The sequence below is a fragment of the Streptomyces sp. SID5910 genome (assembly GCF_009862125.1).
Lineage (GTDB): Bacteria > Actinomycetota > Actinomycetes > Streptomycetales > Streptomycetaceae > Streptomyces.
The window spans coordinates 1-11,937 of the sequence record NZ_WWHX01001002.1 but is presented as its reverse complement, the minus strand read 5'-3'; the positions used below and the strand labels follow the sequence as shown (position 1 = coordinate 11,937).

The 11,937-nt window shown below is 68.5% G+C and carries 10 protein-coding genes; 8 read left to right on the top strand and 2 right to left on the bottom strand.

Annotation, left to right across the window (positions count from 1 at the left end):
- Positions 1–904: discoidin domain-containing protein (locus GTW67_RS35620; protein ID WP_161168844.1), on the bottom strand; the 904-nt coding region annotated here is incomplete at its 3' end.
- A gap of 425 nt (positions 905–1,329) precedes the next feature.
- Here GTW67_RS35620 and ngcE point away from each other — a divergent pair.
- The 7 genes from ngcE (at position 1,330) to GTW67_RS35585 (ending at position 9,598) form a co-directional block, all read left to right on the top strand.
- Positions 1,330–2,778 carry an N-acetylglucosamine/diacetylchitobiose ABC transporter substrate-binding protein gene (ngcE, locus tag GTW67_RS35615; protein WP_161165588.1) on the top strand — a complete coding sequence of 483 codons (1,449 nt, stop codon included), beginning with the start codon at positions 1,330–1,332 and terminating at the stop codon, positions 2,776–2,778.
- 85 nt (positions 2,779–2,863) lie between these two features.
- Positions 2,864–3,790 carry a carbohydrate ABC transporter permease gene (locus GTW67_RS35610; protein ID WP_161165589.1) on the top strand — a complete coding sequence of 309 codons (927 nt, stop codon included), beginning with the start codon at positions 2,864–2,866 and terminating at the stop codon, positions 3,788–3,790.
- Positions 3,791–3,792: 2 nt separating this feature from the next.
- The gene (locus tag GTW67_RS35605) at positions 3,793–4,716 is read left to right on the top strand and encodes a carbohydrate ABC transporter permease (RefSeq protein WP_161168843.1); all 924 of its coding nucleotides are present in this window, start codon (positions 3,793–3,795) and stop codon (positions 4,714–4,716) included.
- A gap of 184 nt (positions 4,717–4,900) precedes the next feature.
- Positions 4,901–6,112 carry an ROK family transcriptional regulator gene (gene rok7B7 / locus GTW67_RS35600; protein WP_161168842.1) on the top strand — a complete coding sequence of 404 codons (1,212 nt, stop codon included), beginning with the start codon at positions 4,901–4,903 and terminating at the stop codon, positions 6,110–6,112.
- Positions 6,113–6,245: 133 nt separating this feature from the next.
- Positions 6,246–7,352, top strand: coding sequence for an ABC transporter substrate-binding protein (locus tag GTW67_RS35595; protein ID WP_161168846.1), 1,107 nt, complete (start codon positions 6,246–6,248; stop codon positions 7,350–7,352).
- Between the two features lie 165 nt (positions 7,353–7,517).
- Entirely contained in the window at positions 7,518–8,309 is a 792-nt protein-coding gene (locus tag GTW67_RS35590) for an ATP-binding cassette domain-containing protein (RefSeq protein ID WP_161168841.1), read from the top strand.
- A complete protein-coding gene (locus tag GTW67_RS35585) occupies positions 8,306–9,598 on the top strand; it encodes an ABC transporter permease subunit (RefSeq protein ID WP_161168840.1) in 1,293 nt (430 codons plus the stop codon). Before GTW67_RS35590 ends, GTW67_RS35585 begins: the two co-directional genes overlap by 4 nt.
- A gap of 86 nt (positions 9,599–9,684) precedes the next feature.
- On the opposite strand, the gene GTW67_RS35580 is transcribed toward GTW67_RS35585, so the two are convergent.
- The gene (locus GTW67_RS35580; protein ID WP_202438139.1) at positions 9,685–11,208 is read right to left on the bottom strand and encodes a chitinase; all 1,524 of its coding nucleotides are present in this window, start codon (positions 11,206–11,208) and stop codon (positions 9,685–9,687) included.
- A 377-nt stretch (positions 11,209–11,585) separates the two neighbouring features.
- On the opposite strand from GTW67_RS35580, the gene GTW67_RS35575 reads away from it, so the two are divergent.
- Positions 11,586–11,937 (top strand): 1-deoxy-D-xylulose-5-phosphate synthase N-terminal domain-containing protein (locus tag GTW67_RS35575; RefSeq protein ID WP_346010822.1); only part of this gene is annotated, 352 nt, incomplete at its 3' end.

Here is an 11,937-nt window from a genome sequence, read left to right as displayed (position 1 = left end):
TGTCGAGGTCGCCGTCCGCCATCGACGGGAAGATCCGGTACGACAGCTCGGTCCGGCGGTCGACCTTCACATTGACGTCGAAGACCTTGTTGTACGAGTAGGCCCGGCCGTCCCCGGTGTGCCGGCCCGCGTACCTGAGGGCGCGCTTGCCGGTGAAGCCGGCGCCCGCCTTGGCGGTCGGCGAGCCGCTCGGGCCGCGGTCGACGAGCGAGAGCATGTCCTGGGGGACGGGCGTGTCGCTGTCGCCGGTGGACAGCTGCACGTCGGCGAGCTGGAGGATGTCGCCGCCGTTGTTCTTCGTGACCTCCAGCCGGAAGTGCTGGTACTCGGCCGCCTCGGCGAGGTCGTACGTCTTCGTCTGGAACCGCTCGCCGAAGGACTCCCCGGCGCGGCTGTCGAGCGTCTGCCAGCTCTCGCCGTCCGCCGAGCCCTGGAGCGTCCAGTCCGCCGGGTCGCGTTCGCCGTGGTCGTTGGCCGAGGTGAGCGCGTACCGGGTGATCCTCACCGGCTTGTCCAGGTCGAACTCGGCCCAGCCGGTCTGCTCGAAGGTCAGCCACTTGGTGCTCGGCTCACCGTCGACGAGGTTCTCCTTCACCTCGCCGCCGCCGGTGTTCTCGTCGCTCGCCCGTACTCCGGTGACGTGGTCGGTGACATTGCCCGGGATGCCCGTGCTGTAGCCGCCGTCGACGCCCGAGGCGCGTTTGCCGCCGTCCGGGGCGGTCTCCACCGTGTTGAGCCAGTCCGGAACCGGGTCGTCCGCCTCGAACGAGGACGCGAACTCCCGGTCGGCGGCGGCGGGCGCCGCGGGCAGCGCCACCGCGGCCCCCTGCGATCCCACCGCCACCGCGAAGGCGGTCGTCAGCACGACCGCCGGGCCCCATCTGTGCCGAACTCTGTACCGCATGCCCCAGCACCCTCCGTGCGCTCCCCGGAAGCGCTTTCCGAGGAAATGGACAACGTTGTCAAATTCGCAGCGCAAGGAACAGTAGCGCGTGAAGAGGCCAGTGATGTCAAGGGTGTTGCCTGTGGCGTCCGGGTCCGGTGCCCGCGGGATTTCCTTCAGGGGACACACAGTCCGCCCATATTTCCGCCAGGTCTCAACTCGGAAAAGACGTGCCGGGAACCATGCATTCGATCTTGCTCCGTCGGCCGGAAGTGGACTATACCTGTCGGCCACCGGGGGATCCGTGGGGGGAACCGCGAAAGCACACCGCCAGGGCGCCCGTACAGCAGTATCCGCACTTCCTGCACGACCCAGCGTGACCCGATCGCGGTGCCGGGGAGGATCCGGTTCACCGCCTGAGTCCTGGAGAAGGCGAGGACTTGAGCATGGGATCCACTTCCGCCGAGAACAACCGAACGGGCGTCGGCCGCCGCGATCTGATCAAGCGGTCCGCCGCGCTCGGCCTGATCTCCGTTCCGGCCATGAGCTTCCTGTCCGCCTGCGCGAGCGGCGGCGGCGACGACCAGAAGAAGGCCGAGTCCGGCAAGAAGACGGCCAAGAACCCGCTGGCCGTCAACGAGACCGCCCAGATGGAATTCGTCCTCTTCGACGGCGGCTTCGGCAAGGAGTACGCCGAGGACGCCGTGAAGCTGTACGAGAAGAGCTTCCCCAAGGCCAAGGTGAAGTTCGCCGCCACCCAGAAGATCCAGTCCACGCTCCAGCCGCGGTTCAACGGCGGCAACCCGCCGGACCTCGTCGACAACTCCGGCGCCGAGCAGATGGACATGGGCGTGCTGGTCGGCAAGAGCCAGCTCGCCGACCTCACCCCGCTGCTGGACGCCCCGTCCTACGACGACCCGGCCAAGAAGGTCCGCGACACGCTGCGCCCCGGCATCGTGGAGATGGGCCAGTTCGACGGCGAGAAGGTCTGGATCTTCTACTACGCCTACACGGTGTACGGGAACTGGTACTCCCAGAAGGCCCTGGACTCGCTCGACGCCGAGTACCCGAAGACCTGGGACGAGATGCTCGCCGTGTGCGAGAAGGCGAAGAAGAAGGGCATGGCCGGCTGGACGTACGCCGGCAAGTACCCGTACTACATCCCCTTCTCGATGTACCCGATGATCGGCAAGGTGGGCGGCGCCGACGTGCTCGACGCCATCGACAACCTGGAGCCGAACGCCTGGAAGCACCCGGCGGTCAAGACGGTCTTCGAGGCCTGGTACGAGCTGTACAAGAAGGGCTACATCCTCAAGGGCACCCCCGGCCTGGACCACATCCAGTCGCAGACCGCGTGGGCCAAGGGCGACGCCCTGTTCCTCCCGAACGGCTCCTGGGTGGAGAACGAGTCCGCCAACGTCATCCCGGACGACTTCCAGGTCACCGTCTCCGCCCCGCCCGGCATCGACTCCTCCGACAAGATGCCCTTCGGCACCATCTGGGCGTCCGGCGGCGAGCCCTTCATCGTCCCGGCGAAGGCGGCCAACGGCGCCGGCGGCATGGAGCAGCTGCGCATCATGCTGAGCGAGGCGTCCTCGAAGAACTTCACCTCCAAGGTGAAGTCCCTCACCGCCTACAACGGCGGCACCGACGGCATCGAGCTCACCCCGGGCCTCAAGGCCGGTGTGGCGGCGCTGGACCTGGCCGGCACCAACGTGGTGAACCCGCGCCTCCAGGACTGGTACGTGCAGCTCCAGAAGGAGAAGATCGGCGTCTCCGGCCTGGGCGAGATGATGGCCGGCCGCCTCACCCCGGCCGAGGCCATCAAGAAGATCCAGGGCTTCGCCGACGAGGCGGCCAAGGACGATTCGGTCAAGCACTACAAGCACCAGTGAGGACGTGTCACCAGGGCCCGGCCGGCACCCCGTCGCCGGCCGGGCCCCGGCGGCGCCACCCGCGCGCAGATCGGGGTCGGTAGCAATGCAGCACGGCAAGTACCGGTTCATCGTGGGGTTCCTGGCGGTTCCCCTGGGACTGTACGCGCTCTTCGTCGTCTGGCCGTTCATCCAGTCCATCTACTACTCGTTCACGGACTGGACGGGACTGAGTCCCGAGTTCAAGATGGTCGGCTTCGACAACTACTCGCGGATGCTGGACGACGACATCTTCTGGAAGTCGTTGCAGCACAGCGTGATGTTCGCCCTGCTGGTGCCGCTCGTGACGCTCGGCCTGGCGCTGTTCTTCTCCTTCATGATCAACGTGGGCGGACGCCACCGCCGCGGCGGGCCGGTGGTGACCGGTGTCCGCGGCTCCGGCTTCTACAAGATCGTCTACTTCTTCCCGCAGGTGCTCTCGATCGCGATCGTCGCCCTGCTGTTCGCGTTCGCGTACAACCCGGACAGCGGCGCGATCAACTCGCTGCTGCGCGGCATCGGTCTCGAGTCGGTCCAGCCGCTGTGGCTGGGCGATCCGAACCTGGCGCTGTGGTGCGTGATGGCGGTGCTCGTCTGGTCCACGGTCGGCTTCTTCGTGGTCCTGTTCTCCGCGGGCATGGCGTCCATCCCGGCGGAGCTGTACGAGGCCGCGCTGCTGGACGGGGCGAACCGCGCGACGACCTTCTTCAAGGTCACCCTGCCGCTGCTGTGGGACACCGTGCAGTCCGGCTGGGTCTACATGGGCATCCTCGCGCTCGGCGCCGAGTCGTTCGCGGTCGTACAGATCATGACGACCGGCCCCGGCGGCCCCGACTACTCGACCACCGTCATGGTCCTGTACGTGTACCAGAAGGCGTTCCGTGACGGTCAGGCCGCCTACGCCACCACGATCGGCGTCGCCCTGCTCGTCGTCACGCTGGCCTTCGCCGCCGTCGTGATGCGACTGGGCCGGCGCGAGCGGCTGGAGTTCTGATCATGAAGACGACCGAGACCCCCGCGCCCGTACCGGCCGGCCCCGGCCCCGTGGTCCGCAAGACCGAGACCCCGCCCGGCGGACTCACCAAGGGCAAGAAGGAGGGCACCACCCTCAACGTCTTCTCCCACGGCGTCCTCGTCATCTGGGCGATCATGGTCGGGATGCCGCTGGTGTGGGCGGTGATGACCTCCTTCAAGGACGACGCCTCCATCTTCGGCTCGCCCTGGTCGCTGCCCGACAAGCTGAACTTCGACAACTGGTCGCGCGCCTGGTCCCAGGCCCACATGGGCGACTACTTCCTCAACACCGTCCTGGTGGTCGGCGGCTCGCTCGTCGGCACCCTGGTGCTGGGCTCCATGGCGGCCTACGTGCTCGCCCGCTTCGACTTCCCGGGCAACCGGTTCATCTACTACTTGTTCATCGGCGGCATGAGTTTCCCGATCATGCTGGCGCTGGTCCCGTTGTTCTACGTGGTGGACAACATGGGCCTGCTGAACACCATCCACGGGCTGATCCTGGTCTACATCGCCTACTCGCTGCCCTTCACGGTGTTCTTCCTGACCGGGTTCTTCCGGACCCTGCCGAGCTCGGTGGCGGAGGCGGCGTTCGTGGACGGGGCGTCCCACACCCGGACGTTCTTCCAGATCATGCTGCCGATGGCCAAGCCCGGTCTGATCAGCGTGGGGATCTTCAACTTCCTGGGGCAGTGGAACCAGTACATGCTGCCCACCGTGCTGAACACCGACCCGGACAAGCACGTCCTCACCCAGGGACTGGTCCAACTCGCGGTCAGCCAGGGCTACAAGGGCGACTGGTCCGGGCTCTTCGCGGGCCTCGTGATGGCGATGCTGCCGGTGCTGGCCGCGTACATCATCTTCCAGCGCCAGGTGGTCCAGGGCCTCACGGCGGGCGCCCTGAAGTAACCCCCCGCCGGCCCCCGCGCACGCCGCCCCCGGAGCACCGGGGGCGGCATACGTGTGCGTGTGCGGGGCACCCGGATGCGGTTCAACCTCTTGACGGGAGGCGACCCGAACGGCTCAGCTTAGAGTTCACTAGTTGGACATAGACGGGGTCTCATCGAAGCGGCCCCGTGCGCAGGAGGTCGTCGTGGAGACTCCCGGGTCGCAGTCGTCGCTGCACCGAGCCAACCTGGAACGGGTCGTACGAGCGGTACGGCTCGCCGGGTCGCTCACGCAGGCGGAGATCGCGAGGACGACGGGTCTGTCCGCGGCGACGGTCTCGAACATCGTCCGGGAACTGAAGGACGGCGGGACCGTCGAGGTCACGCCCACCTCGGCGGGCGGCCGCCGGGCCCGCAGCGTCTCGCTGAGCGGGGACGCCGGCATCGTCATCGGCGTCGACTTCGGGCACACGCATCTGCGCGTCGCGGTCGGGAACCTCGCCCACCAGGTGCTCGCCGAGGAGTCCGAGCCGCTGGACGTCGACGCGTCCTCGGCGCAGGGCTTCGACCGGGCGGAACAGCTGGTCAGCAGGCTGATCGAGGCCACCGGCGTGGACCGGTCCAAGATCGCGGGCGTGGGTCTCGGCGTGCCCGGCCCGATCGACGTGGAGTCGGGGACGCTGGGCTCGACCGCCATCCTGCCCGGCTGGGGCGGCACCCGGCCCGCCGAGGAGCTGCGGGGGCGGCTCGGCGTGCCCGTGCACGTGGACAACGACGCCAACCTCGGCGCCCTGGGCGAGCTGGTCTGGGGCAGCGGCCGGGGGGTGCGCGACCTGGCGTACATCAAGGTCGCCAGCGGTGTCGGAGCCGGCCTGGTGATCAACGGCAAGATCTACCGCGGGCCCGGCGGCACCGCGGGGGAGATCGGGCACATCACCCTGGACGAGGCCGGTCCCGTCTGCCGCTGCGGCAACCGCGGCTGCCTGGAGACCTTCGCGGCCGCACGCTATGTGCTCCCGCTGCTCCAGCCCGGTCACGGCACGGACCTGACCATGGAGGGCGTCGTGCGGCTGGCACGCGACGGCGACCCGGGCTGCCGTCGCGTGATCGCCGACGTCGGCCGGCACATCGGCAGCGGAGTCGCCAATCTCTGCAACCTGCTCAACCCCAGCCGCGTGGTCCTCGGCGGCGATCTCGCCGAGGCCGGTGAGCTGGTGCTGGGCCCCATAAGGGAGTCCGTGGGCCGCTACGCCATCCCCAGCGCCGCGCGTCAACTCTCCGTGCTTCCGGGGGCACTTGGGGGCCGTGCGGAGGTCCTGGGGGCGCTCGCCCTCGCCCTCAGCGAGATGGGCGATTCGACGCTTTTGGACGGAACCGCGACCGCCGCCCTGCCGGCCGCCACCCCTGCCTTCACTTAGAGAACGGATGGCACCGTTGCCATCTCGTTAAGGATTTACTTCTTGACGTCGCACGTGTGGCCGAGTTGACTTCCAGCCACCTCGGCCGCAACGACGCGGCCTCGTCAGGGAGGTTTCTGAAGTGAACACGCGTATGCGTCGTGCCGCTGTTGCCGTTGCCGCCACCGCGATGGCCGTCTCGCTCGCCGCCTGTGGCAGCGCCAAGGAGTCCGGCGACAAGGCGGACTCGTCCGACTCCGCCGCCAAGAAGGGCGACGCGATCAAGGTCGGTCTGCTCCTTCCGGAGAACCAGACCGCGCGGTACGAGAAGTTCGACAAGCCCGTGATCGAGAAGAAGGTCAAGGAGCTGACGAACAACAAGGGCGAGGTGATCTACGCCAACGCCAAGCAGGACGCCACGCTCCAGTCGCAGCAGGTCGACACGATGGTGACCAACAAGGTCGACGTGCTGATCCTGGACGCGGTGGACTTCAAGGCCATCGCCGGGTCGGTGAAGAAGGCCAAGGACGCCGGCATCAAGGTCGTCGCCTTCGACCGCCTCGCCGAGGGCCCGATCGACGCCTACACCTCGTTCGACAACGTCACCGTCGGCAAGACGCAGGGCGAGGCGCTCCTCAAGGCGCTGGGCGACAAGGCCAAGGACAGCCAGATCGTCATGATGAACGGTTCCTCCACGGACCCGAACGCCGCCCAGTTCAAGGAAGGCGCCCACGCCGCGCTCGACGGCAAGGTGAAGTCCGTCGGCCGCGAGTACGACACCAAGGAGTGGAAGCCGGAGAACGCCAACGCCAACATGGAGGGCGCCATCTCCGCCCTCGGCAAGGACAAGATCCAGGGCGTCTACTCCGCCAACGACGGCATGGCGGGCGGCATCATCACCGCCCTGAAGGCGGCCGGCCTGACGAACGTCCCGGTCACCGGCCAGGACGCGGAGCTGGCGGGTGTGCAGCGCATCGTCACCGGTGAGCAGTACATGAGCGTCTTCAAGTCCTACCCGCAGGAGGGCCAGGTCGCCGCCGAGATGGCGGTCCGGCTGGCCAAGGGCGAGTCGCTGGACGGCCTCTCCAACGGCAAGGTCGACAGCGGCACCACCAAGGACATCCCCGCGGTCATCGTCCCGGTCGTCTCGCTGACCAAGGACAACATCAAGGAGACCGTCATCAAGGACGGCTTCTACACGATCGACGAGATCTGCGCCGGCAAGTACAAGGCCGCCTGCGACAAGATCGGCCTCAAGTAGGCAGTCCCGTCCCCCGTACCCGCCCGGCGGGTGCGGGAACGGCTGCACGAAGCTTCCTCCGGCGCCCCGCATCATCAGCCCCGCAAGCTACGCGGGGCGCCGGACGGAACACCACCACCCCCCAAACTTCTGCACAACCTCCCGCCGGGTCAGGCGGCGAAGGAGATGGTTCACGTGTCCGCTACGCCCGTGCTGGCGTTGCGCGGGGTCTCCAAGCGATTCGGTGCCGTCCAGGCGCTCACCGACGTCGAGCTTGAGGTCCACGCCGGTGAGGTGGTCGCCCTGGTCGGCGACAACGGAGCCGGAAAATCCACGCTGGTCAAGACGATCGCCGGCGTGCACCCGATCGATGAGGGCGCCATCGAGTGGGACGGCAGGGCCGTCACCATCAACCGGCCGCACGACGCCCAGAGCCTGGGCATCGCGACGGTCTACCAGGACCTCGCGCTGTGCGACAACATCGACGTCGTCGGCAACCTCTACCTGGGCCGGGAGCTGCGCAAGCGCGGCGTCCTGGACGAGGTGGAGATGGAGCGCCGCTCCCGCGAGCTGCTGGACACGCTGTCCATCCGCATCCCCAGCGTCCGCATCCCGATCGCCTCGCTCTCCGGCGGTCAGCGCCAGGTCGTGGCGATCGCCCGCTCCATGCTCGGCGAGCCCAAGCTGGTCATCCTCGACGAGCCCACCGCCGCCCTCGGCGTCGAGCAGACGGCGCAGGTCCTCGACCTGGTCGAGCGGCTGCGCGAGCGCGGTCACGCCGTCATCCTCATCAGCCACAACATGGCCGATGTGAAGGCGGTCGCCGACAAGGTCGCCGTCCTGCGCCTCGGGCGCAACAACGGCGTCTTCGAGGTCAAGTCGACCTCGCAGGAAGAGATCATCTCCGCCATCACGGGCGCCACGGACAACGCCGTGACCCGTCGTGCGGCGCGCACCAATGGGGAGATCAAGAAGTGAGCATCGACAAGACCTCCACCCCCGCCGGGGACCAGTCGGTCGACAACCCCGAGGCCGCCTCCGCCGCGGTCCCCACGGTCGACCCCCGGCTGCTGGTGCGCGAACAGGGCTTCGCGGGCTACCTCGGCGAGTTCAAGCGCAAGATGAAGGCGGGCGACCTCGGGTCGATGCCCGTCGTCGTGGGCCTGCTGATCATCTGGGCCATCTTCACCAGCCTGAACTCCAACTTCCTCACCGCCGGCAACTTCTCCGACATGTCGATCGCCATGGTCGGCACGGGCATGATCGCCGTCGGTATCGTCTTCGTGCTGCTGCTCGGCGAGATCGACCTGTCGGTCGGCTCGGTCAGCGGTGTCGCCGGCGCCACCTTCGCGGTGCTGAACGTCACGCACGGGATGAACGAGATCCTGGCCCTGGTGCTCGCCATACTCACCGGCACCGTGGCCGGCGCGATCCACGGCGCCGTCTTCGCGAAGATCGGTGTCCCGGCCTTCGCCGTGACCCTGGCCGGCCTGCTGTTCTGGCAGGGCTTCATGCTGCAGATCCTCGGCAGCAACGGCACCATCAACCTGGACGCCGACGGTGTGGTCGCCAAGCTGACCAGCTACTACTTCACCGACGTGGCCGCCGCCTACGGCCTGGCGATCGTCGTGACCGCGGGGTACTTCCTCACCGCGTTCTTCGACAACCGCCGCCGCGAGTCGGCCGGGGTGCCGTCCCGGCCGCTGAACGAGATCATCGTGCGCACGGTGCTGCTGGCGGTGCTGGCCTTCGCCGTGGCGATCGTCTTCAACCAGTACAAGGGCCTGCCCCTGGCCGTGGTGATCTTCCTCGCGTTCCTGCTGTTCACCGACTTCGTGCTGCGCCGCACCGCCTACGGTCGCAAGATCTACGCGCTCGGCGGCAGCGTCGAGGCGTCCCGCAGGGCCGGCATCAACGTCGACCTGGTCCGCATCTCGGTCTTCGCGATCGCCGGCACCTTCGCCGCGATCGGCGGCCTCTTCGTCGCCTCGAAGATCGCCTCCGCCAACCAGGGCGCGGGCACCGGTGAGTTCCTGATGAACGTCATCGCCGCGGCGGTCATCGGCGGCACGTCCCTCTTCGGCGGCCGCGGCCGCACCTGGGACGCGCTGCTCGGTGTGATGGTCATCATCTCGATCCAGTACGGCCTCGCCCTGGAGGGCATCGCCTCGCCGGTCCAGTACATGATCACCGGTGGCGTGCTGCTGGCGACCGTCGTCATCGACGCGGTCACCCGCAAGACACAGAAGACGGCCGGCCGCGCCTAGCCGCACGGTCGACGGCGGTCCGCCCGCCCCACCCATCTGAGCCATGGGAGGGGCGGGCGGACCGCTTCTCGCGTGTCGCTGGTGCGTCAGCAGGCGCCGAGGTCCTGCCAGACGCCCCACTGGCCGGTGGTGCCGGGCTCCTCGCCCGTCGTCCACCACTTGGCCTTCCAGGTGTGGCCCTGGTACGAGACCTGCTGGCCGCCCGTGTAGACGGTGCCCGAGGCCCACGGGGCCGCCGTGCACTGGTTGCCGTTCCCGCCGGTGACGGTCAGCGCGTAGGCGGTGCTGTGGCTGCCGGAGGGGCCGGTGCCCGTGACGGTGACCGAGTAGGTGCCGGAGACGGCCTGCGCGGTGGTCTTCAGGGTGAGCGTCGAGCTGCCGCCCGCCGTGACCGAGGCGGGGGACAGGGACGCGGTGACCCCGGCCGGCAGGCCGCTCACGCGGAGGTCCACCGTCTGCGCCGAGCCGGTCCTCACCGCGGTCCTCACCGTGGCGGTCGCGGAGGAGCCCGCGGTCACCGTGCCGGAGGCAGGGGTGAGGGAGAGCGAGAAGTCGTTGCCCGGCACGCTGCCGCCGCCGGTGAACGGCGCGAAGACGTGCGAGAAGTCCCAGGTGTTCTGCTGGATGCCCGAGCAGTTGTCGGCCGCGGCGCCGCCCGCGCAGCTCCCGTTGTCCCGCTGGAGCGCCCAGAAGGAGAGCGTGTCGATGCCCTGGGCGACGGCCCAGTCGTAGACGGTGCGGGCGTTGTCCAGGGTGAAGGTCTCCGCCGGTCCGAAGTCGTCGACGCCGATCATCTCGGTGACGCCGACCATGCCCCAGAGCTCCGCGTCGGCCTTGCCCGGGTAGAGCTGCGCCAGCGTGTCGTGCAGGCCCTGGGCGGCGGTCCGGGTGTCCCGGGCCATGTCGTGCTGCTGGTTGTCGTAGTAGTCGAACGTCATGATGTTCACGACGTCGACCCTGGTGCCGTTGCTCACGGCGTTGCGCAGGAGCGCCACACCGTTGGACGCGAGGCCGCGGGTGGTCGTCGGCAGGGTGTACGAGATCTGGAGGTCGCGCCCGTTGGCCGCGGCCCAGTCCTGGACCTGCTTGATCGCCTTGTTGCGGCGGTCGACGCCCGCGGTGTTGTCGAGCGCGTCGATCTCGATGTCCATGTCGAGGCGGGTGACGTCGTAGGTCGTGATGACCTTCTTGTACGCCTCGGCGATCTGCGCGACGTCGGTGCAGCTGTCGGCGATCTCGGTGCCGGTGGTGTCGGCCGTGTAGCCGCCGAACGAGGGGATGACGTCGCCGCCGTTCGCCTGGATGGTCCTGATGTCGGCGCCGAAGGTCGCCTGCGAGACGGGCATCGAGGTGTCGCCGTTCCAGTACGGCGTGCAGGAGCCCGGGGTGGCGGTCTGGAGGAAGGCCATCGTCAGGTGCTCGGCACCCGACTGGGCGGACAGGGCGGCGGGGCTCTCGCCGGTCCAGGCCTCGAAGTACGGGGCGAAGACGTGGTCCGGCAGTGGGGTCGCCGCCTCGGCCGTGCCGGTGCCCGTCAGGGCGAGGCCCACCGCGGCCGCCGTGGTGGCGACCGCGGTCAGGGCCGCGCGGAAGGAACGCATGCGTCTCATGTCAGTCCCGGTGTGAGTGGGGGTGAATCGCCGATTCCCTTGCTGTGCTGGGGTGTTGCGGATATCGGGATACCGCCCGGAGCTCGGGGGACGCAATGGTCTGGACCAAGATGGGACTAGACCAATCCCGCCGCCCGCCCGACCGCTCTCCCGCGCGACGTGCCGCCCAGGGGACTGGACCAGCCCGGGTAAAGAGGTCATCAACCCCGGACCGGCAAACCGGGAAGATCGGAAAAAGGGCGCGCGGCGACGTAGAAGCTGCCACCGTTGGGTACAGCCGAACGCGTGATGTACGACGCACCGCCCGGACACGTTCCGGCGGGGCGGAACATTAGACTCGACGAGCCCGGCAACAGCTCTACTTCAAGGAGGCACGGGTGCCGCTGCTGACCCGCATCACGGGACCGCGCGATCTGGACCGGCTCAGCCTGGAAGAGCTGGGCCGGCTGGCGGAGGAGATCCGCACCTTCCTCGTCGACGCCGTCTCCAAGACCGGCGGCCACCTCGGCCCCAACCTCGGCGTGGTGGAACTCACCCTCGCCCTGCACCGCGTCTTCGACTCGCCGAAGGACAAGGTGCTCTGGGACACCGGCCACCAGTCCTACGTGCACAAGCTGCTCACCGGGCGCCAGGACTTCTCGAAGCTGAAGATGAAGGGCGGCCTGTCCGGCTACCCCTCGCAGGCCGAGTCCGCGCACGACGTCATCGAGAACAGCCACGCCTCCACCG

What these genes read in the sequence shown, in the direction of transcription:
- ngcE (WP_161165588.1), top strand. Translation starts at nt 1,330, where the DNA reads ATGGGATCCACTTCCGCCGAGAACAACCGAACGGGCGTCGGCCGCCGC.
- GTW67_RS35610 (WP_161165589.1), top strand. Translation starts at nt 2,864, where the DNA reads ATGCAGCACGGCAAGTACCGGTTCATCGTGGGGTTCCTGGCGGTTCCC.
- GTW67_RS35605 (WP_161168843.1), top strand. Translation starts at nt 3,793, where the DNA reads ATGAAGACGACCGAGACCCCCGCGCCCGTACCGGCCGGCCCCGGCCCC.
- GTW67_RS35595 (WP_161168846.1), top strand. Translation starts at nt 6,246, where the DNA reads ATGCGTCGTGCCGCTGTTGCCGTTGCCGCCACCGCGATGGCCGTCTCG.
- GTW67_RS35590 (WP_161168841.1), top strand. Translation starts at nt 7,518, where the DNA reads ATGGTTCACGTGTCCGCTACGCCCGTGCTGGCGTTGCGCGGGGTCTCC.
- GTW67_RS35580 (WP_202438139.1), bottom strand. Translation starts at nt 11,208, where the DNA reads ATGAGACGCATGCGTTCCTTCCGCGCGGCCCTGACCGCGGTCGCCACC.